At 65.6% G+C, this 20,043-nt stretch carries 18 protein-coding genes; 11 read left to right on the plus strand and 7 right to left on the minus strand.

The genetic code is table 11. The annotated features are described in order from the left end of the window. Positions 1 to 6: 6 nt before the first annotated feature. Positions 7 to 423, plus strand: coding sequence for a DoxX family protein (locus tag ACFPPA_RS09670; protein WP_377319560.1), 417 nt, complete (start codon positions 7 to 9; stop codon positions 421 to 423). Positions 424 to 661: 238 nt separating this feature from the next. After that, positions 662 to 1,168 (plus strand): peptide-methionine (S)-S-oxide reductase MsrA, encoded by a 507-nt coding sequence (gene msrA / locus ACFPPA_RS09675; protein WP_377319561.1) that lies wholly within the window; start codon positions 662 to 664, stop codon positions 1,166 to 1,168. 66 nt (positions 1,169 to 1,234) lie between these two features. Here msrA and ACFPPA_RS09680 read toward each other — a convergent pair whose 3' ends face one another. The 6 genes from ACFPPA_RS09680 to ACFPPA_RS09705 all read right to left on the minus strand — a co-directional run bounded on the left by ACFPPA_RS09680 (position 1,235) and on the right by ACFPPA_RS09705 (position 7,004). Continuing rightward, entirely contained in the window at positions 1,235 to 1,834 is a 600-nt protein-coding gene (locus ACFPPA_RS09680; RefSeq protein WP_377319562.1) for a TMEM175 family protein, read from the minus strand. 133 nt (positions 1,835 to 1,967) lie between these two features. After that, a complete protein-coding gene (locus ACFPPA_RS09685; RefSeq protein WP_377319563.1) occupies positions 1,968 to 3,680 on the minus strand; it encodes an FAD-dependent oxidoreductase in 1,713 nt (570 codons plus the stop codon). A gap of 273 nt (positions 3,681 to 3,953) precedes the next feature. Next, positions 3,954 to 4,373, minus strand: coding sequence for a c-type cytochrome (locus ACFPPA_RS09690; RefSeq protein WP_377319564.1), 420 nt, complete (start codon positions 4,371 to 4,373; stop codon positions 3,954 to 3,956). 709 nt (positions 4,374 to 5,082) lie between these two features. Further along, positions 5,083 to 5,643, minus strand: a complete 561-nt coding sequence (locus tag ACFPPA_RS09695) for a Dps family protein (RefSeq protein ID WP_377319565.1) — start codon at positions 5,641 to 5,643, stop codon at positions 5,083 to 5,085. Positions 5,644 to 5,882: 239 nt separating this feature from the next. Further along, positions 5,883 to 6,278: a TraR/DksA family transcriptional regulator gene (locus ACFPPA_RS09700; protein WP_377319566.1), complete on the minus strand. Its 396-nt coding sequence runs from the start codon at positions 6,276 to 6,278 to the stop codon at positions 5,883 to 5,885. A 273-nt stretch (positions 6,279 to 6,551) separates the two neighbouring features. Continuing rightward, on the minus strand, positions 6,552 to 7,004 hold the full coding sequence (locus ACFPPA_RS09705) for a DUF3617 domain-containing protein (RefSeq protein WP_377319567.1): 453 nt from the start codon (positions 7,002 to 7,004) through the stop codon (positions 6,552 to 6,554). Between the two features lie 138 nt (positions 7,005 to 7,142). Between ACFPPA_RS09705 and ACFPPA_RS09710 the strand changes: the two genes are divergently transcribed. Beyond that, positions 7,143 to 7,355, plus strand: a complete 213-nt coding sequence (locus ACFPPA_RS09710) for a hypothetical protein (protein WP_377319568.1) — start codon at positions 7,143 to 7,145, stop codon at positions 7,353 to 7,355. Positions 7,356 to 7,389: 34 nt separating this feature from the next. Here the strand turns inward: ACFPPA_RS09710 and ACFPPA_RS09715 are convergent, their stop codons facing one another. Beyond that, positions 7,390 to 7,590: a hypothetical protein gene (locus ACFPPA_RS09715; protein ID WP_377319569.1), complete on the minus strand. Its 201-nt coding sequence runs from the start codon at positions 7,588 to 7,590 to the stop codon at positions 7,390 to 7,392. Positions 7,591 to 7,859: 269 nt separating this feature from the next. Here ACFPPA_RS09715 and ACFPPA_RS09720 point away from each other — a divergent pair, with 269 nt between their 5' ends. From ACFPPA_RS09720 to ACFPPA_RS09755, 8 genes are all read left to right on the plus strand, one after another. Then, positions 7,860 to 8,705: a diguanylate cyclase domain-containing protein gene (locus ACFPPA_RS09720; protein ID WP_377319570.1), complete on the plus strand. Its 846-nt coding sequence runs from the start codon at positions 7,860 to 7,862 to the stop codon at positions 8,703 to 8,705. A 311-nt stretch (positions 8,706 to 9,016) separates the two neighbouring features. Beyond that, positions 9,017 to 9,922, plus strand: coding sequence for a TolB family protein (locus ACFPPA_RS09725; RefSeq protein WP_377319571.1), 906 nt, complete (start codon positions 9,017 to 9,019; stop codon positions 9,920 to 9,922). Between the two features lie 359 nt (positions 9,923 to 10,281). Further along, positions 10,282 to 12,396: a TIR domain-containing protein gene (locus ACFPPA_RS09730; RefSeq protein WP_377319572.1), complete on the plus strand. Its 2,115-nt coding sequence runs from the start codon at positions 10,282 to 10,284 to the stop codon at positions 12,394 to 12,396. Between the two features lie 76 nt (positions 12,397 to 12,472). Further along, complete coding sequence (locus ACFPPA_RS09735) at positions 12,473 to 12,991, plus strand: hypothetical protein (RefSeq protein ID WP_377319573.1); 519 nt, start codon at positions 12,473 to 12,475, stop codon at positions 12,989 to 12,991. A gap of 366 nt (positions 12,992 to 13,357) precedes the next feature. Next, positions 13,358 to 13,741 carry a hypothetical protein gene (locus ACFPPA_RS09740; RefSeq protein ID WP_377319574.1) on the plus strand — a complete coding sequence of 128 codons (384 nt, stop codon included), beginning with the start codon at positions 13,358 to 13,360 and terminating at the stop codon, positions 13,739 to 13,741. A 159-nt stretch (positions 13,742 to 13,900) separates the two neighbouring features. After that, complete coding sequence (locus ACFPPA_RS09745) at positions 13,901 to 15,190, plus strand: TolC family protein (RefSeq protein ID WP_377319575.1); 1,290 nt, start codon at positions 13,901 to 13,903, stop codon at positions 15,188 to 15,190. Further along, positions 15,187 to 16,557 (plus strand): efflux RND transporter periplasmic adaptor subunit, encoded by a 1,371-nt coding sequence (locus tag ACFPPA_RS09750; protein WP_377319576.1) that lies wholly within the window; start codon positions 15,187 to 15,189, stop codon positions 16,555 to 16,557. Before ACFPPA_RS09745 ends, ACFPPA_RS09750 begins: the two co-directional genes overlap by 4 nt. Continuing rightward, entirely contained in the window at positions 16,554 to 19,757 is a 3,204-nt protein-coding gene (locus tag ACFPPA_RS09755; protein WP_377319577.1) for an efflux RND transporter permease subunit, read from the plus strand. The genes ACFPPA_RS09750 and ACFPPA_RS09755 overlap by 4 nt, the downstream gene beginning before the upstream one ends. Positions 19,758 to 20,043 lie beyond the last annotated feature (286 nt).

Here is a 20,043-nt window from a genome sequence, read left to right on the forward strand (position 1 = left end):
CTCCTCATGAACCATTCCGCCGTTTCATCCTCAGCTCTGGTTGGCCGCGTTCTGTTGGCCGGCCTGTTTCTCGTCAGCGGCTTCGGCAAGCTCGTCGCTCCCGCCGCCACCAAGGCGTATATCGTGTCGGCCGGCCTGCCCGTGCCGGATCTGGCCTATCTGCTGGCCGTGGTGGTCGAGGTCGGCTTTGGCCTGGCCCTGGTGCTCGGTTATCGCACCCGCGCGGTGGCCGCGATCATGGCGGTGTTTACGCTTGCCACCGCGTTCGCCTTCCACGCCCATTTCGGCGACCAGAACCAGATGATCCATTTCCTGAAGAACGTCGCGATCGCCGGCGGCCTGCTGCAGGTCGTGGCACTGGGTGCCGGCGCCTACAGCCTGGACGGCTTGCGTGGTCGCGCAACACGACCCGCGCTGGCATGAGTCTGCCTGACTGATCCAGCGTAAATGCCGGACGCCTCGGCGTCCGGCATTTTTTGCCCGCAAGTCCACGGCAGGCACGCCGCGCCCTTCCCCTCCGGCGAGCTTCCCTTGGGCCGCCGCCGGCTGGCCCCATGTAGGTCCGGACGCCAACGCGCCCATGCTCCGGATCATTCCGGCGAAAGCGACGCCTGGCGAACGATCAGCGATTATCAGAAACCCATCTCCAGGAGTTGACTCCATGACCGAATCCACCGAACGCGCCATCCTTGCCGGCGGCTGCTTCTGGGGTATGCAGGACCTGATCCGCCGCCAGCCGGGCGTGCTTTCCACGCGCGTGGGCTATTCCGGCGGCGACGTGCCCCATGCCACCTATCGCAACCACGGCACGCATGCCGAGGCCATCGAGATCACCTACGACCCGCAGGCGATCAGCTACCGGACCCTGCTGGAGTTCTTCTTCCAGATCCACGACCCGAGCACGCTCAATCGCCAGGGCAACGACCGCGGCCTCAGCTACCGTTCGGCGATCTTCTACACCAGTGAAGAGCAGAAGGCGGTGGCCGAGGACACCATCGCCGACGTGGATGCCTCGGGCCTGTGGCCCGGCAAGGTGGTGACCGAGCTGGCCCCGGCGGGCGACTTCTGGGAAGCGGAGCCGGAACACCAGGATTACCTCGAACAGTTTCCCACCGGCTACACCTGCCACTTCATCCGGCCGGAGTGGAAACTGCCGCGCCGCAAATAGAGCAGGTCCGGCTGTAGCCCACAACGGCCGGCAGCGGATCGGGCCGATCGCTCCGGGCCGGCCCGATCAGCGATCCGTGCTCTCCCTGGCGGACCCTTCGATCGCCTTCTCGAGGCGCCGGTCGGGGATCAACCACAGCAGCGCGCCCAGCGCGTACACCGACTGCGCCGCCCAGGGCCGCCAGAACGTCAACGCGATCCCGCCCAGGTAAAGCACGGGCGAGAGCCTGCCTTTCCAGTCCGACCCGACCGCGCGCCGGAGTACCGAGCCGGGTCCCTCTGCCGCCATCAGCGTTTGCTGGAGTATCCAGTAAGCGACCGCCGCCATCAGCAGCACGGCACCGTAGACCGCCGTCGGCACAGCGGCGAAATGGTTTTCGCCCATCCATGCGGTGGTGAACGGAAACAGCGACAGCCAGAACAGCAGATGCAGGTTGGCCCACAAGGCGCCACCCGAGATCCGGTGGCTGGTGGCAAGCATGTGATGGTGGTTGTTCCAGTAGATGCCCACGTACACGAAGCTCAGCACGTAGCCGAGCAGCACCGGTGCCAGCGGCAGCAACGATGCCAGCGAGTGCCCGGTCGGAACCCTCAGCTCCAGCACCATGATGGTGATGATGATCGCGATGACCCCATCGCTGAACGCTTCCAGCCTGCCCTTCCCCATCCGAGATCTCCGTTTCCACGACCGCCGACCGGTCGAGCGCCAGCTTGCCTGATGGCGCGCCCGGCCGCACGGCAACATCCATGCGCGCAAGGACGTCAAGAGACCGCCCGACGCCGGGCTCGAGTCGGTGCGCTCAGGCGTTGCGCACGTTGTGTTGCTGGTCCTGTGCCAGGATCTGATGCAGCGCGGCGACGACCTGGGCACCCTCGCCCACCGCGGCGGCCACGCGCTTGGTCGAACCGGCACGCACGTCGCCGATCGCGAACACGCCCGGCACGCTGGTTTCCAGCGGCAGCGGCTCGCGCTTGGCCGCAGACCATTGCGGGCCGCGGCCGGCCAGGCCGGTACAGATGAAGCCATGCGCATCGACCTCGATGTCGCAACCCCGCAGCCATTCCGCGTTCGGCTCGGCACCCACGAACAGGAACAGGTGGCGCAGTGGCCCGCTCCATTCCGAACCGCCGTCGCGGTGGCGAAACGTGGCGCCGGCCAGTCCGCTGATGGCATCGCCGCGCAAGGCGGTCACCTCGGTGCGCGTATGCAGGGTGACATTGGGCAACGCGGCGATCCGCTCGATCAGATAGCGCGACATCGACGCTTCCAGCCCCGCGCCTCGCACCACCATATGCAGATGCTTCACCCGGGGCGAGAGAAACGCCACCGCCTGCCCCGCCGAATTGCCGGCGCCGATCAGCGCGATCTCCTCGCCTTCGCAGAGTTTTGCCTCCACCGGCGAGGCCCAGTAGGACACGCCCGCGCCCTCGAACATGGCGAGGTTCTCGATGTCGATCCGGCGGTAGCGCGCACCCGAGGCCACCACCACGCTGCGTGCGCGCATGCCCTGACCGTTGTCCAGGCGCAGCGTGAACGGCGTGTCGGGTTCGCGCCGGTCGCCGGCGCACTCCAGCGCCAGGACACTGACCGGGATGGCGATCTCCGCACCGAATTTCTGCGCCTGGACAAACGCGCGGGCGGCCAGCGCATGGCCGGAAATGCCGGTGGGAAAGCCCAGGTAATTCTCGATCCGCGCCGAGGCACCGGCCTGCCCGCCGAACGATCGGGCATCGAGCACCAGTACCGACAGCCCCTCCGACGCCGCATACACCGCGGTGGCCAGGCCGGCCGGGCCGGCGCCGACCACGGCCACGTCGAACATCCGCTGCGGATCCAGTTCCGGCGTGATGCCCACGCAGGCCGCCACCTCGACTTCCGACGGATGCCTGAGCAGCGCACCGTTGGGGCACAGCACGATCGGCAGGTCGTCGTCCCGCAACCCGAAACGTTCGACCAGGGCATGGCCTTCGCCGTCGCCCGCCACATCCAGCACCGAATAGGGATAGCCGTTGCGCGACAGGAAATGTTCCAGCCGCACCAGCGCCGGATCGCCCGCCCGTCCGGCCAGGATCGAGCCGGCGCCCTCGCTGATCAGCGCCGTGCGACGCAGGATGAACGCGCGCATCACGATCTCGCCCAGCTCGGCCGAACCGATGATCAGCGCACGCAGGTGGGCGCCATCGAACGTCAGCACCTCGCAGCCGCTGGTGCCGGCGCGCGCCTCGGCCAGTGTGGCGCGCCCCGCGAGCTGACTGATCTCGCCGGTGATGCCGCCGACCGGCAGCAACGCGATCAGATTGTCCTTGCCACTGGCCTGGGGGCGGCGGATCAACACCTCGCCGGCGGTGACGACGAACACCGGAGCCTGCCGTTCACCCGCCGCGTAAAGCAGCTCGTTCGGCCCGAAGCGTTTCGGCGACGCCGACGCAAAACGGCGCATGACATCCAGCTGGGCGACGTTGAACACCGGAAACAGCTGATCGCCCCGCGTCCTGGCCAGGTTGAAGCTCATGCGATTGCTCGTGCGGGAAGTTGCGCTGCAGTCTCGCGCTGGCCCGGACCGCTGGCAAGCCGTTTCCAACCCTCGCCTTTCATTCCGATGCGGCAGCCACCGGCGCATGGCTGTCCGACGCGCTCGACACCTGATCCGCGGACGCGCAGCGCGGCATCCGGACTCGGCGCACTGGAACCGATGCACGGATTCCGACCCACCAGCGGGACAAGGGCACAGCGGTCGCCTCGGAAGAACTGCAGCCAGCCTCGCCGCTCCGTTTCGCCCTTGCGCTCAACCACCGCCAGCAGATCGCGGTGGTGTCTCGGGCGGCAGGCTGAGGATCCAGGCCGCGATGGCGTCGGCATCGGCAGGGGGCACATTCAGATCCGGCATCACACCCGACCAGGGGCCCTGCCCACCGTGCTCGATGAAGGCGGCCAGCATGGTCCTTGCGTCCGGTTGATCGCGGTAACGCCAGGACACCCAGGCAAACGCCGGCCCCACCAGACCCTCATGTTGCTGATGGCAGTTCATGCAACCCAGGCGATCGAGCGCAGCCGGCGTGCCAGTCGGCGTGGCATCCGATGCATGCATCATTCCGCCCATGCGCCCGTGCATCGGCATCGGCATTTGCCCCAGCCCGGACAGCCCGGCACCGGCGGCTGGCAACAGTCCCGGCAACAGGCCCGCGGCAAGCAACAGACGTTTCATGACTGGGCACCTCCATCTGATCGGCCCCGTTCCGGCGATTCCATTCACGGGATGGGGCTGGCCAACTCGCTCGCCCTCGACCTGCGAGTCCGGCGTGGTCGAGTGCTCCGTTCCACGCCAACCATGCGGAACGAACCACATGCACGTCTCCGTTCGGTGACATGTGGAATTGTCCGTCCGCGCTCATCGACATCGCCCCGCTGCATGGCATGTGGCAGCTCACGTTGCCGCCGCTGTGCCGCGCGTCACTGACGGCGCAATCCTTGCCGTGCCGCATCAACCGTTCTGGATCGGGCCGCGTGGCCGGACTGCACACCTCGCTGGCATGCCCGACACTTTACGCCGACGTCATGCCACGATCACATGCGACGTGAGCATGGCGCCCATGACCAGCACGCACACCAGCAGGCAGGCGGCAAAAAGGCTTTGCAGCATCAGGTTCTCGAATTTCATGATGGCTCTCCTCAGGCAGGGAAATGAAGCTTTCGCGAGAGGAAGAGCAATCACCGTGCCAACCGGACACAGGAACGGAAAAGCTCACGGCTTGGCCATTTCCTGCCTCGGCCACGGGACCCGCCCGCTGTCCGCGGACGCTGGAGAGGATGTCCGGACAGCAACGGCGGACGGCGCACCGGGGCGGGTCGCCGCTCATCGGCGCACCTTGCAGGGAGCCCGTCCATGGACGGAGCCACGGCACGCCGTGGCTGGCTCAATGCCCGCTGGAATCGCCGCGGCGACTGCTCTCGAACAGGAACCAGGTGCGCCGTTCGGTCTCGTCGATCCAGACCTCGATCAGGCTGGCAGTGGAGAGATCGTGGCGCTCGTCGCAGACACCGTGCGCCTCGCGCAGGCGCGCCGCCAGGGTCTTGTTGTCCTCGCGCAGCTCGGCCAGCATGTCCGACGGCTCGACGTACTCCGCGTCATTGTCGGACACGCGCTGGAGCCGCGCGATGTGGCCGATCGAACGCAGTGTGTCGCCACCCACCTTGCGTATCCGCTCGGCGATCGGGTCGGTCATGGCGAACAGCTGGTCGGCCTGCTCGTCCAGCATCAGGTGATAGTCCCGGAAGTGCGGGCCGCTCATGTGCCAATGGAAATTCTTGGTCTTGAGGTAGAGCGCGAACACGTCGGCGAGGATCGCGTTCATGACGCCGGAGATGTCGCGAGTCGCGCGGGCGTCCAGGTCGGTCGGGGTTGCCAGCGGTGCATGCTGCTTCCCTTTGAGCGTGGCGCCCTTCGCCGCGGCGGATTTTCTGGTGGGCTTTTTCATGGTGATGTCCTCGCGCTTGTCTTGAGTTGTCGAATACCCCGGAACGACCCGCATCGATACCGACCATGCAGGCGAGACGCTGGCCATCGGCTCGATCAAGGCCGCCGAAGTTGCACCGGGAACGCCGTGACTTCGAACGAAGCGACCCTCGCGTGCCTCCCGCTGCGGGCATCGACATGGAATACGGCGTCAGCGCGAGCTCGCGTGGGGCAACGTCGGATGAATCCGGGCCAGGCCGGTCAGCCACCCGCTTCGCGTTTGCGCTCCTCCTCGATGGTGAAAATCGCCTCGGGTGTGGACTCCAGTCTCGCCCGGGCGATCGGCTGACCGCTTTCGTCGGAAAAGCCGTAAGTACCGTCGTCGATCTTCTGCAGTGCCCGCTCGATATGTCTGATCCGTCTGTCATTCACGTCATGAAGGGCCTGGTCGACTTCGCGCCGCGCCATGTCCTGCGCGTCGTCCTCGAATTCGGCAGCTTCGGAGGGATGCTCTTCCTCGTGCGTGCGATCGGCGGCAATGGTCCGCCGTTCACTGCCGAGCAATTCGTCGCGCAAGGCCTGCAGTCGCAGGCGTTGCTGCTCGATGAACGATGTGTCCAGTTCGGGATGCTGCGGCCTGGTGGAGTGTTGCGTCATCGACTTTCTCCTGCAATGAGACTGGCAGCAGCGGCTGCCGCCCGGTCAGCCTGCAACTGCGCCGAACGGATCAGCGTCGCTGCCGGCTAGCGTGTCGAGCCTGCCATCAGAACGACCCGCACCCGCAGGCCACGGGAAGTATTTCCGTTGTCGATGGTGAGTGGCTTGGATATCCGTGCGGGCCCACCACCGGCGAACACGCTCCCACCCACTGGCGAAGCGCGCCGCCTCGGCGTCATCGCGCGTGCCGCTGCGGCAACCCCGCCACATGACTCAGCCCCGCATTGCCGGCGGGGTGTAGTCACAGGCACCCACGCGTTCGCCCTCGATCTGCGAGTCCAGGGTGATCGAGTGCCCCCGTTCCAGACCGACCATGTGGAACGAACCATGCACATCCCCGTTGGCCGACATGTGGAACTTTCCGTCCCCGCTCATCGACATCGCCCCGCTGCATTGCATGTGGTAGCTCACGGTGCCACCACTGTGCCGCACGTTACTGACGGCGCAATCCTTGCGGTGCTGCATCCACTGCTCCGGATCGGGCAATTTGGCCGGACTGCACACCTCGCTCGTATGCGTCGTCGTCGGCATGGCCGGCAGTCCGGCCATCTGCATGTGCACCGTGGTGCTCATCTTCATCATGCTGCCGGGCTCTGTCGCCCAGGCCGAGGCGATGGCGAACAGCAGGCACAGGCCGGCCCAACGACGGGGGATACGAATCTTCATGACGAGCTCCCATGGGTAATCCACTGTGGGTCGGGGGCGCCGGCCGGTAGCCGGCACTTTACGCCGACGTCGTGCGGAGGCAATACCGGCGCTCCGATCCGCAAGTCGAACTACCTGGCGAGGCTCATCGGCGCACCGATGCAGCTCGCGGCAGCCTGCTACCCGATCAACAGCTTTGCCCTGCTGCCTGCCCCCGCGTTCGAAGGCGGGATCTTCCCGGCGATCCTGCTGCCCTGCCTCATCGCGGAGCCGTCGTTCGCCCTGTGGCTGATGCTGAAAGGCGTGAACGTCACGGAGTGGACGAAGCGCGCAGACGCGAGCCCGGCGATCGCGTCACCGACGGAAATCTGAATCCACCCGACCGAATCGTTCGGAGGCTGCCCCGTCAAATGATGTGAAAGATCCAGTGCAGCGTGACCAGCACGAGCACTTCGGCAAACACAAACACGAAAAAGCCGACACAGAACCTGCCCACCGGCTTTTCGATCCAGAGCTTGTAGGAACCTTTGGCAGGACCCGCAGCGAGATCGGCGCCGCCGGTTGAAAGCCCCGTCATCTCGCGCTCTTCAGCGTTTGCCACATTCATACTCGTCCCCCTGACCGATGGTAATCGCTTCCCAACCATAAAGCCCGGAGATACGCCAAGGCAATTTCAGGCAGAGGCGGACGGTTACGCCATGCCAGATTGTCGTTGTCGCGCATAGCGACCCGCGGGTCATGCCGGCCAATCAAGCCCCTGCCCGTCCCAAAGCCGGTGCCGGATGACCCCGATCTCCCCTTGCTCCCCAAGGGGCTACCATGCGGGAACTGCACCTGCACAGCACAACGACCGGGCGCCAAGAATCCGGGAATACCATGATCACCAAGCTGCCTCCCCTCGCTGAAATGCTCGACCTGATCCCCGATGCGATCTGCGTCGTCGATGCCGAGGGCTGTTTCCTGCTCGTCAATGCGAGCTTCGAGCGCATCTTCGGCTACACCCCCGAGGAGGTGCTTGGCCGGCCAATATTCGAACTGGTCCATCCCGATGACCGCGCCGCGACCGTGCAGCAGGCCGAACAGGTGATGACCGGCGCGCTGCAGCGCCATTTCCGCAATCGCTACGTCCACAAGAACGGTCACAGCCTGGACATCCAGTGGTCGGCCCACTGGCTGCCCGACCACGGCGTGCGCATCGGGGTGGGCCGCGAGGTGACCGAGCTGCGCCGCGTCGAGCGCGAACTCGAGCACCGCGCGAGCCACGATCCGTTGACCGGATTGCCCAACCGCCACCGGCTGCAGGGAGCGCTGCAATCCGCCATCGCGCATGCGATGCAGGCGGATGAGGGCCTGGCCGTGCTCTACCTGGATCTTGACGGCTTCAAGGGTGCCAACGATCGCGGCGGGCACGACGCCGGCGACCATGTGTTGCGCGAGGTCGCAAAACGCCTGCAGCAAGGCCTTCGGCAGGGCGACCTCGTCGCTCGCGTGGGTGGTGACGAGTTTGTCGTGTTGCTGCCCGGCTGCCGCAATGCAGCGGCAGCCGGCGGAGTCGCCGATGGCCTGCGCGCCCGTCTGAGTCCACCCTACGTGCTGCCCGACGGTCTGTTCCGGCTGGATGCCAGCGTCGGGATCGCCTGCTTTCCGGAGGACGGAAGCGACCCGGCCGTCCTGCTCGCGCACGCCGACCGCGCGATGTATGCAGCCAAGCGCCAGCGCTAGCGGCAATGCGCTGACGCCGACCTGCCGCGCGAGTTGACCGCGAACGCCGGGCGCCCTTCATTGTGCGCCCGCCCCATGGAGTTCGGTCAGGGCCTCCGAGTCCCGTGCATCAGCGAAGGTAGAACGACAGCAGCGACGTCGGCGGAACGAAGGGAGACGTCGCTGCCGGTCGGCAGCCCCGGCGGAAAGCGATGAGCAACCCGCCGGGTCCGTAGCCATCAAACCCAGGAGGGTTCATCCCGCTCCTTGCGCTCCCTTGGCGCAATAATCCACCCGCAACCTCCGTGCGGCTTCCTTGGTGAGGCATCGACATGAAAGCGAAACGGGTGGTGTTCGTTCTGCTGCTGGGTACGGTCCTGGCCTCACCGGCAGCGACACCGACACCGAAGGCAGTCCGGATGACGACCGGCAACCTGTTCGACCCATCGCCCGCGCCGGATGGCCGGCGCATGGTGGTGATCGGCATGGTCGAAGGCAAGGAACAATTGTTCATCACGGCACTGAACGGATCCCATGCGGTGCAGATCACGCACGGCGCGTGGGATCACGAAGACCCCGCCTGGTCGCCGGATGGCCGACGCATCGCGCTGGTGTCCAGACAGGGCGGCGGTGAAACCATCGTCACCATCGATCCGGACGGCCATCACCTCGTGCGTATCTCGCCGACCTCGCGACGGGCCATTCATCCGAGCTGGTCGCGCGATTCGAAACAGTTGTTCTACTGCACCGACGACGACCTGCACCCGCCGAAGAAGAACACATCGGAAATCTACGCAGCCGATGTCGCGACCGGCGCGATCAGGCCGGTGATCAGTGGCGGCGTGAATACTTACCCGAACCTGTCGCCGGATGGCCGGCACATCGTGTTTCGCCGCATGCTCGGCGAGACGAATTCCGAGGTGTTCGTTGCCGACAGCGACGGCAGCCACGCGGCAAACCTGACCCGCAATCCGGCATTCGACGGCTGGCCCGCGTGGTCGCCGGATGGGCAGCACATCGCCTTCGCCTCCAATCGCGCGGGTGGGCCACAGGTCTACAAGATCTACGTCATGGCGGCCGACGGTTCCGGCGTCAGGCTGGTGGCCGAATCCGACGGTCGTGGCACCGCGCCGAAATGGACACCCGACGGTCGCAGCATCCTGTTCACCATCTGCAAGCGCGCGGGTACCGGTTTCGATTGCGAGGTGTATCGGGCTCCTTCAGCCGAGCAGCCCTGACATCTTCCCGGCCGACGGCCGTCGAGGCCTCCCGCTCCATCGTGTGGCGGCATCGAACGCATGGCGAAGCCCGGTTTCCCGCTGCCTGGACCACGAGGTGCGCTTCGGTCGATGAAAGCAGTGCGCCGCCACCGGCGATCTGCACGACATCCCGGGTCGAACTGGAATTGGGTATGCCATTGCAAAACCACCGCAGCGTGAGGATGATGTACCGATCGTCAGGGGCGATGACAATCTCGGTGGGCCAACACGGATTCGAGCCACCAGGGCGATGGCGATGCGAAAGCACTGAGCGGCTTTGCGTCGTGTCTTGAGGAGTTGAGCGCAGTCATGCCCAGATTGATAGCGGGCTGTCGTGCATGAACGCGGCCGGACGCTACCGCGCGTTCATCAGCTATAGCCACAGCGATGCACCGGTGGCAGGCTGGCTCCATCGCAGCCTGGAAGGCTACCGCGTCCCGAAATTCCTGCGCGGCAGCATGGGCGAGTTCGGTACGGTGCCGGATCGGCTGCAGCCCATCTTTCGCGATCGCGAAGAGCTCGCCAGTGCCGGTGCGCTGGGGGAGCGACTGCAACAGGCGCTGGCCGAGTCGGAGGCGTTGCTGGTCATCTGCTCGCCGGATGCGGCGTGTTCGCACTGGGTCAACGAAGAAATCCTGGCGTTCAAGCGACTTGGCCGCAGTGATCGCATCTACTGCCTGATCGTTGCCGGCGAACCGAATGCCGGCGACGCACGCGAATGTTTTCCTCCGGCCTTGCGGTTCGAAATCGAACCCGACGGTCGACTCGGTCAACGCTCCGCCGAGCCGATTGCCGCCGACATCCGGCCGGGCCAGGATGGCAAGGGCCTGGCTCGGCTCAAGCTGCTCGCCGGCTTGCTCGGCATCGATCTCGACAAGCTCCGAAAACGTGAGGCACAAAGGCGACATCGACGCATGCTGGCGATCGTGGCGGCATCGATGACCGGCATGACCATCGCGCTGGCGCTGGCGGGCATGGCATGGATCGCGCGCAACGATGCACAGCGTCGCCAGATGCAGGCCGAGAGCCTGCTCGGATACATGCTGGGCGACTTGCGCCAGAAGCTTGATGACAGCAGCCAGGTCGCGTCGATGGACAGCGTCAGTGACAAGCTCCTGGGCTATTTCGCCAGCCTCGATCCACGCGATCTCAACGATGAAGTCCTGACACAGCAGGCGCAGGCGCTGACCCAGATCGGCCAGGTTCGATTGCGCCAGGCGCGCTACCCGGAGGCGCTGGCCAGCTTCAAGAATGCCTACCGGCGCAGCAAGGCATTGGCCGACAGGCATCCGGGAAACGGGGATCGTCTGTTCGACCGGGGCCAGGCGGAATACTGGGTGGGTTACGTCTATTGGCAAAGTCGCGATCTCGAGGCCGCGCAGACGTGGCTGACCCGTTACCGCGATACCTGCCGGACGGTGTATGCGATGGATCCCAAGCGGGTCGAATGGCAGCACGAGCTGGCGTATGGGGACAGCAATCTCGCCGTGCTGGAACTCGATCGGGGGCAGCTGCAACAGGCGAGCGAAGGTTTCCTGCGCTCGCTCGGCATGCTCGAGACGATTCTTGCCAGGACACCCGACGACCCGCAGCTGCTCATGGAGGTCGCCGATCAGATCTCATGGCAGGGCAACGTGGAGGAGCAGTCCGGGCATCTCCAGCAGGCCCTGGTGCTGGCCGCCACGAAATCGGGAATGCTGCAGGATCTGGTGGCCTCGCAGCCCAGCGATCCGAATTGGCAGGCGCAATTGTCGATTGCCGAGACGATGCAATCCGAACGGTTGCGGATCCTGGGCGATTACGCCCGGGCTGAAGCCGTCGCCTCGGATGCGGTGGGGCGCATGCGCCGGCTCACGGCCGGCGACCCGGCCAACAAGGACTGGGCCGAAACGCATTTGCATGCGCTCACGCTGCGGGCCGTGGCGCGCATGGCCGGGGGCAAGCCGGCGTCGGCTCGCGACGACCTGGCGCTGGCGCAGCCGCTGATGGACGCCGTGGCCCATGTCAAGAGCGCCAATCGGTTCGTCCGCAGGGACATCATCGACGTACTGACGTTGCGCGCCATGCTGGCCTTGCAAGGCGGCGATCACGCCTCCACCCTCGCCGCCGCCAATGCCTTGCAGGCGCAGTCCCAGGGCCAGTCGCCGCTCGATTCTCCCGAGGCGGTGGGCCGCCATGCACTGGCCGAGGTGCTGATCGGCATGGCCGCGACCGATGCCGGCCGGCCGGCCGATGCAACCGCCCATTTCAGCGCTGCCCGCCGGCTGCTGACACCGCGGGTGCATGGCTCGCGCTACTGGCGCGTGCTCGACCCCTGGGCACGCCTTTCGCTGCTTGCCGGGGACCCGGCCGAAGGTACGCGAGTCCAGGCGCAACTGACTGGCTTCGGCTATGTGCCGTCGATGCCGTGGCCCGGGGCAGGACCCGAGAGCGGCTTGAAGAGCGAAAGATGAATGGCGTGCAGACCCCCGTCCGCACGATGCGATGGCCTCCCGGGGCCAGACCGGTTACCTGAAATGACACGAGGGAATGAACCACCTCATCGATGTTCCACCACCAAGCCACCACGACGACATAGGGAGACGCGCCATGAAAAAGATCATCCTGACGGCAGCAGTCCTGATCGGTTCCTCCATGGGAAGTGCATTCGCGCAGGGCAGTCCGATCATCAACCTGAGCGTGCGTGACACGCCTTCGAATGGCCCGGATGGTTACACCGACGTCGACGCCTGCGGCATGACCTACAGCTACAGGTATTCCGGTGGCAGCGGCAGGGGTGGCGACGTGATATTCACCAAACGCGGAAAAGTCACCATCGTGCTCAAGCTGAATGACGCATCGCCAAGCAATCGACGCTACACCTTTGGCGACGTCATGTTCGAGGGAGACGACAATGACCAGCTTTCCTGGTCGGGCAGCGCCCCGACCAGCGGGGTGATTCACGACACGAATGATGCCGTGCAGACGGCCAGCTACAAAGTGATGGTGGACGACTCGACCAAGGCCGACTGCTCGATCCCGTGCGATCCGAAGATCATCAATCGGTAGCGACGCAGCGGAGCCGGGTCCGCTGGGAAACGTGCTCCCGGCGCGCTCGACACGATTCGGACTGGAGCTGCGGACCGAGCCGTCCTGCCAGCTCCGATCCGGGTCGGCGCGTCCCGATTCCCGATCGGTCCGCTCACCTGCCCGATCGCGCCGCCTGGTGCTCAAATGCGTAGAAGCACAGACATGGTGCATGCGGGCAATTCCTGGTTGCGGCGCCCCCCTGGGTCAGGGTCGACTTGTGTGGGGATCCAGTGGAGGGGAAAGTGCACTCAGACCGCTTCGATACGGATGCCCCGGCCTTGATCGAGGTCAAGACGAACGGCGATATCGCGGAATAAGCTTTCTCATATGCCACGGACCTTCCACATGCCTCGCACACCGCGCCACTACCTGTTCTGGTTGGTGGTGGTGGTGTTGCTGTGGCAGCAGATGGCATTGGCGGCAAGCGCCTGCGCCATGTCCGTGCCCGACATGGTTGCAGCCGAAACGTCGGCGTCGCAGCCGGCCTGCATGAGTGGCATGCCGGGGCATGCCGACCGGCTCATGTGTGCCCAGCACTGCACAGGGGGCACCCCGGTCCAGTCCGATGCACGATCGCCGAACGTGCCGGGCTCGCTGCTTCCGCCGCTGGCGCCGGTCGCCCTGGCCGTCGTCATGTTGCCACGCACCGGGGCGTCGTTTGCCTCGGTGGATCAGGGGCATGTCTTTCGCCCCCCGCTCAGATTGTTGTTCTGCTCCCTGCTGATCTAGCACTCGCCATCTTCATCGTGTCGGGCTCGCGCCCGTGAGGGTGCGGCGAACTTCGCAAGATGGCGGGAGTGTTCACTCATGTTGTCGATTTTTTCTATCCGGCGTTTGCAGACGCCGGCGCTTGCTGTGCTCCTGGCGGGAGTCACGGCGATGGTGCCGATGGCTCATGTCGAAGCCACCGTTGCCGTGCGCCCCGCCAGGGGCAGCAGCCCTCCCGAAGGCGCGGCACAGACATCTGCCGCAGGGCTCTCGGCCGACGTGCTGGTGCAGCACGTGCTGCAACGCAACCCGGGCATCGAGGCGATGCAGGCCGCTGCCGATGCGGCCGGCGCCCGGATCGAGTCCGCCGGCGCGCTGGATGACCCGATGGTCAGCTATGCGGTGGCACCCGACACGGCAGGCGGCCCGCGTCAGGGACTCAACCAGAACGTGCAGATCAGCCAGCGTTTCCCCTGGCCGGGCACCCTGGATTTGCGTACTCGAGTGGCGACGGCCGAAGCGGAGTCGGCCGACCAGCAGGTGGCCGACCTGCGCCTGCGGCTGACCGCGCTGGCACGAGCGGATTACGCCCAGTGGTATTACGTGCATCGCGCGCTCGCCATCAATGCCGAGAACACGCGGTTGGTGACGCATCTGCGTGGAGTTGCGGAAGCGGCCTACGCCTCCGGGCAATCGCCGCAACAGGACGTCCTGCAGGCGGAAGTGGGATTGGTTCGCCTGCAGAACCAGGCCTTGGAACTCAAGCGCCTGCAACGCACGGTACAGGCGAAGATCAACACCCTGCAGAACCTCGATCCGGACACCGCCGTGCCCGCGCCGGTCGAGCTGCCGCGGGAGGCGCCGCTGCCGACTTCCGCCGCACTCCAGGATGCGGCGCTGGCGCGTTACCCGATGCTGCGGAGCCTCGATGCACGTGTCGACGCGAGCCGTGGCCAGGTCGATCTGGCGCACAAGAACGCCCTGCCGCACGTCAGCCTGCTGGCCGGCTACAACAGCCTGATGGACATGCCGGCCAAGCGACTGACGGTCGGTGTCGCGATCAACATTCCGTTCGGCGGCAACCATCGCGGCGAGGTGAGCGAGGCCAATGCACGCCTGCACGAGAGCGAAGCAAGACGGGCCGATGCGCGCAACCAGTTACTGAGCAATCTCGAGCAGACTCGCGCGACCGCGGTCCAGGCGGTCGCCACTATCCAGCTTTACAACGGCAAGATGCTGCCGTTGATCAGGCTCAACATGCAGGCAGCCGAGGCCGACTACAGCAATGGTTCGGGTACGGGCGATTTCCTGAAACTGATCACCGCCCAGCAGCAGTACCTGATGGCCGAACTGGAGCTGGCGCGCGCGCGTGCGGATTTCTATACCCAGCTGGCCTCCCTCAACTATCAGACGGGCGGTGCGATCTGGCCCTCCCCGCTGCCTGCCACTTCGCGAAATACGACGCCATGAAAACATCAAGATGGATTCCCTTCGCCGTCATTGTCGCGCTGCTTGCGCTCGTGTCCGGCTTTTTTCTCGGCAAGCGCGAGCACTCGGCGGAAAATTCCGACAAGGCCTCCCGCTCGGCGACTGCGACGCCGGAACGCAAGATTCTTTACTGGAAGGGGCCCATGACCCCCAGCTTTCACAGCGACAGGCCAGGAAAATCGCCCATGGGGATGGATCTGGTGCCCGTCTACGCTGATGAAGGTAGTTCCGCCGAACCTGCCGACGTGAAGATATCCCCGGACGTGGTCAACAACCTCGGCGTACGTACATCCGAGGTCGAACAGGGCATGTTCTCCCATCGCCTTGAGCTGGTCGGATACGTCGGTTACGACGAAGACACGATCACCAGCATCAATACCCGCGCCGATGGTTGGGTGGAAAAACTGGCGGTCAAGAACGTGGGTGAGTCGATCAAGCGGGGTCAGCTGCTTTACCAGTTGTTTTCCCCCAAGCTGGCGACGGCCGCGCGCGAGTACCTGGTCGCTTTGGCCAGCGGTAGTCCATCGCTGATCGCCGCGTCCCAGGAACGGCTGCGATCACTGGGCTTCAGCAATGCACAGATTGCCCAGCTCAAACGCACCCGCAAGGCCAGCGAGCGTGTATCGCGGTATGCCGAATCTTCGGGGGTCGTGACCAGTCTTGGCGTGCACGAAGGCGGCTACGTGATGCCGGCGACCCAGGTCATGACGCTGGCCGACCTGAGCACGGTGTGGGTGCTCGCGGAAATAGACCAAAGCCAGGCGGCGCTGTTGCATGTGGGCCAGAAGGCGGTTGCCGATTTCGACGCGTTTCCCGGCCAGCACTGGAATGGCGTGGTCGATTACGTCTATCCGGATATCAGCAGCATGACCCGCACGGTCAAGGCCCGGCTTCGCTTCGCGAACGCCGACAGGCGTCTGCAACCCAACATGTACGCCCATGTGACGCTGCAGGCGACCCCGCAACAAAATGCTCTTTTCATTCCCGATCAGGCGCTCATTCGCACGGGTCATGGCCAGCGAGTGATCGTGGCGCTCGGCGACGGTCGCTTCGACGTCTGTCCGGTGGAAGCCGGGATCACATCCGGCGACAAGGTGGAAATCCTCAAGGGTTTGCGAGCAGGCCAGCACGTGGTGACTTCGGCGCAGTTCATGCTCGATTCCGAAGCCAACATCGATGCCGCCGCACTGCGCCTGGGCGCGGGTCGGCCCGGTTGTCAGGAACCACCCCATTCCGCGGGGAAGGGAACCACCGGGCAAACCCGGGCCGCTTCGGGCATGGCCGGCATGGACAAGTCGGGCCAGTCGATGCCAGCCGGGACGCGCGACAACGGGGCACAGCCACAATGATCGCCGCCATCATCCGCTGGTCGTTGCGCAACCGTGGTGCCGTGCTGCTGGCATTGGCTTTCGTTGTCCTCGCCGGCCTGTATTCGATACAGCACACGCCAGTGGACGCGATCCCCGACCTTTCCGACATCCAGGTGATCATCAAGACGCCTTATCCCGGGCAGGCCCCGCAGGTGGTGCAGGACCAGGTCACCTATCCGCTGGAAACGGCGATGCTGGCGGTGCCGGGCGCGACGGTGGTGCGCGGCTATTCGTTCTTCGGCGATTCGTACGTCTACGTGATCTTCAAGGACGGCACCGACCTCTACTGGGCCCGCTCGCGGGTGCTGGAGTACCTCGATCAGGTGGCCGCCAGCCTGCCGGGCGATGCCCGCCCGAGCCTGGGTCCGGATGCCACCGGGGTGGGTTGGGTCTACGAATACGCACTGGTGGACGAGACCGGCGACCACGACCTGGCCCAGCTGACCAGCCTGCAGGACTGGTTCCTGAAGTACCAGCTGCAGACCGTGCCGGGCGTGGCCGAAGTGGCCACGGTCGGCGGCATGGTGAAGCAGTACCAGGTGGTGGTGAACCCGGACAAGCTGCGCGCCTACGGCCTGACCCTGGCGCAGGTGAAATCGGCGATCCAGCACGCCAACCAGGAAACCGGCGGCGCCGTGGTCGAGCTGGCGGAAGCAGAGTATATGGTGCGCGCCAGCGGCTACCTCGAGGGCATCAAGGATCTGCTGCAAGTGCCGTTGCTGACCGACAGCAACGGCATCCCGGTGCAGCTCAAGGACGTGGCCGACGTGCGGATCGGCCCGCAGATCCGCCGTGGCGTCACCGATCTGGATGGCCAGGGCGAGGCGGTCGGCGGGGTCATCGTGATGCGTTACGGCGAGAACGCGCAAAAGGTCATCGATGGGGTCAAGGCCAGGCTGGCCTCCCTGAAAGGCGGTCTGCCGGCCGGCGTGCGGATCGTGCCCACCTACGACCGCTCGCAGCTGATCCGCTCCGCCATCAGCAACCTGCGCGGGAAGCTGTTCGAGGAATTCCTGGTGGTGACCCTGGTCTGCCTCGTGTTCCTGTTCCATTTCCGCTCGGCGATGGTGGCGGTGGTCAGCCTGCCGATCGGCATCCTGATGGCGTTCATCGTGATGCGACTGCAGGGACTGAATGCCAACATCATGTCGCTGGGCGGCATCGCGATCGCGATCGGCGCGATGGTCGACGGCGCGATCGTGATGATCGAGAACCTGCACAAGCACATGGAGCGGGAGCCGGTCACCGCGGCCAACCGATGGCGGATGGTGGCCGACGCCACGGTCGAGGTCGGCCCGCCGCTGTTCTTCTCGCTGCTGATCATCGCGGTGTCGTTCATGCCGGTATTCACGCTGGGCGAACAGGCCGGCCGCATGTTCAAGCCGCTGGCGTACACCAAGACGTATTCGATGGCCGCGGCGGCGATACTGGCGATCACCCTGGTGCCGGTGCTGATGGGCTATTTCATCCGTGGCCGCATCACCCCGGAACACGCCAATCCGGTCAACCGTCTGCTGACCGGACTCTACCGTCCACTGGTGAACGGCGTGGTGCGCAAACCGTGGCTGGTCGTGCTGGCCAGCGTGGTGGTGGTACTGATCAGCCTCTGGCCAGCCAGCCGGCTCGGCTCGGAATTCATGCCGCCGCTGGACGAGGGCGACCTGATGTACATGCCGTCGGTTCGCCCCGGCGTCTCCGCCGGCAAGGCCCAGCAGCTGCTGCAGCAGACCGACAAGCTGATCATGAGCGTGCCGGAAGTGAAATCCGCCTTCGGCAAGATGGGCCGTGCACAGACCGCCACCGATCCGGCGCCGCTGTCGATGGACGAAACAGTGATCCAGTTCAAGCCGCCATCCGAGTGGCGTCCCGGCATCACCCGGGCCGACATCCGCCGGGAGCTGGAGCAGCGGGTGCAGTTGCCGGGCTTGACCAATGCCTGGGTGATGCCGATCAAGACGCGCATCGACATGCTCTCCACCGGCATCAAGACGCCGGTGGGGATCAAGGTCGGCGGACCCGATCTGCAGGTGATCCAGGGCGTCGGGGCGCAGCTGGAGAAAATCCTGCCGCAGGTGCGCGGCACGCTGTCGGTGTACTCCGAACGGCCGGCGGCCGGTGGCCGCTACATCAACATCGACATCGACCGCGGCCGGGCGGCTCGGCTCGGCCTCAACATCAGCGACGTGCAGGACGTGGTGCGCACCGCGATCGGCGGCATGAACGTCACCGAGACGGTGGAGGGACTGGAGCGTTACCCGGTCAACCTGCGTTACCCCAGTGACTGGCGCAATTCGGTGGCGAGCCTGCGGCAACTGCCGATCGTCACCGCCCGCGGCGGGCACGTGGTGCTGGGCGACGTGGCCGAAATCGCGATCGGGGACGGTCCGCCGATGATCAAGAGCGAGGCGGCCCGGCTCACCGGCTGGACCTATGTCGACATCGCCGGCCGCGACGTCGGCTCATACGTTGCCGAGGCGCAGAAGCTGGTCGCGCAACAGGTCAAATTGCCGACCGGCTATTCGCTGACCTGGTCGGGGCAATACGAATACATCCAGAAGGCGAACCGGAATCTGGCGCTGGTGCTGCCGCTGACCATCGCCCTCATCGCGTTGTTGCTGTACCTGGCGTTCCGCAATGTCGCCCATGTCCTGATCATCCTGGGCACGCTGCCGCTGGCGCTGGCCGGCAGCGTCTGGCTGCTGCACCTGCTCGGCTACAATCTGTCCGTGGCCGTGGCAGTCGGCTTCATCGCTCTGGCAGGCGTCACCACCGAAATCGGCGTGGTGCTGGTGGTCTATCTCAATCAGTCGGTGGGCGTCTATCTTGAGCAATGCAAGGCCACGGGCAGCTCGTCGAGCTTCGAGGGCGTGCGCGACGCCGTGCGCGATGGTGCCTTGCTGCGCCTGCGGCCGATCGCGATGACCGCGGTGGCGATCATCGCCGGCCTGCTGCCGGTGATGTTCGGTGGCGGCACGGGCTCGGAGGTCATGCGCCGCATCGCCGCCCCCATGGTCGGCGGCATGGTCAGTGCGCTGATCCTGACCATGCTGGTGATTCCGGCGGCTTATCTGCTGTGGGAGTGGCGTCGCCTGCGCAAACAGATCGGTCCTGCCGACTCATCCGATGCCGCGGGGGGCCACCCACCGGGGCCTCGCAGCAATCCACGGGAGCCGCAATGAGGTGCCGATAAGTCACGCCCCTCATCAACGCCATCAACATCATCAGCCGCGAAGTCGGAAAGAGTACGCAGCAGGAACAATCCGTCCCCTGTGTCTCCCCTGCTCCACAACCGGTACGCGGCGACCGCACCCGCACAGACCACGCGCGTCCGGCGCTGGTCCGGGTTGAACACGCTGAATCCGGCGACCACGACGACGGTAAATATCGCGCGCAAGAGGCCCAAGCTGATCGATGAAAGGCGCAGCGCAAGGCAGCCGGCTTCGGGCGCCCATCACCGGGGAAAAG

It is taken from the genome of Rhodanobacter ginsengisoli (genome assembly GCF_042657065.1).
Classification (GTDB): Bacteria; Pseudomonadota; Gammaproteobacteria; order Xanthomonadales; family Rhodanobacteraceae; genus Rhodanobacter; species Rhodanobacter ginsengisoli.

What these genes read in the sequence shown, in the direction of transcription:
- ACFPPA_RS09670 (WP_377319560.1), top strand. Translation starts at nt 7, where the DNA reads ATGAACCATTCCGCCGTTTCATCCTCAGCTCTGGTTGGCCGCGTTCTG.
- msrA (WP_377319561.1), top strand. Translation starts at nt 662, where the DNA reads ATGACCGAATCCACCGAACGCGCCATCCTTGCCGGCGGCTGCTTCTGG.
- ACFPPA_RS09680 (WP_377319562.1), bottom strand. Translation starts at nt 1,834, where the DNA reads ATGGGGAAGGGCAGGCTGGAAGCGTTCAGCGATGGGGTCATCGCGATC.
- ACFPPA_RS09685 (WP_377319563.1), bottom strand. Translation starts at nt 3,680, where the DNA reads ATGAGCTTCAACCTGGCCAGGACGCGGGGCGATCAGCTGTTTCCGGTG.
- ACFPPA_RS09690 (WP_377319564.1), bottom strand. Translation starts at nt 4,373, where the DNA reads ATGAAACGTCTGTTGCTTGCCGCGGGCCTGTTGCCGGGACTGTTGCCA.
- ACFPPA_RS09695 (WP_377319565.1), bottom strand. Translation starts at nt 5,643, where the DNA reads ATGAAAAAGCCCACCAGAAAATCCGCCGCGGCGAAGGGCGCCACGCTC.
- ACFPPA_RS09700 (WP_377319566.1), bottom strand. Translation starts at nt 6,278, where the DNA reads ATGACGCAACACTCCACCAGGCCGCAGCATCCCGAACTGGACACATCG.
- ACFPPA_RS09705 (WP_377319567.1), bottom strand. Translation starts at nt 7,004, where the DNA reads ATGAAGATTCGTATCCCCCGTCGTTGGGCCGGCCTGTGCCTGCTGTTC.
- ACFPPA_RS09710 (WP_377319568.1), top strand. Translation starts at nt 7,143, where the DNA reads ATGCAGCTCGCGGCAGCCTGCTACCCGATCAACAGCTTTGCCCTGCTG.
- ACFPPA_RS09715 (WP_377319569.1), bottom strand. Translation starts at nt 7,590, where the DNA reads ATGAATGTGGCAAACGCTGAAGAGCGCGAGATGACGGGGCTTTCAACC.
- ACFPPA_RS09720 (WP_377319570.1), top strand. Translation starts at nt 7,860, where the DNA reads ATGATCACCAAGCTGCCTCCCCTCGCTGAAATGCTCGACCTGATCCCC.
- ACFPPA_RS09725 (WP_377319571.1), top strand. Translation starts at nt 9,017, where the DNA reads ATGAAAGCGAAACGGGTGGTGTTCGTTCTGCTGCTGGGTACGGTCCTG.
- ACFPPA_RS09730 (WP_377319572.1), top strand. Translation starts at nt 10,282, where the DNA reads ATGAACGCGGCCGGACGCTACCGCGCGTTCATCAGCTATAGCCACAGC.
- ACFPPA_RS09735 (WP_377319573.1), top strand. Translation starts at nt 12,473, where the DNA reads ATGAACCACCTCATCGATGTTCCACCACCAAGCCACCACGACGACATA.
- ACFPPA_RS09740 (WP_377319574.1), top strand. Translation starts at nt 13,358, where the DNA reads ATGCCTCGCACACCGCGCCACTACCTGTTCTGGTTGGTGGTGGTGGTG.
- ACFPPA_RS09745 (WP_377319575.1), top strand. Translation starts at nt 13,901, where the DNA reads ATGGCTCATGTCGAAGCCACCGTTGCCGTGCGCCCCGCCAGGGGCAGC.
- ACFPPA_RS09750 (WP_377319576.1), top strand. Translation starts at nt 15,187, where the DNA reads ATGAAAACATCAAGATGGATTCCCTTCGCCGTCATTGTCGCGCTGCTT.
- ACFPPA_RS09755 (WP_377319577.1), top strand. Translation starts at nt 16,554, where the DNA reads ATGATCGCCGCCATCATCCGCTGGTCGTTGCGCAACCGTGGTGCCGTG.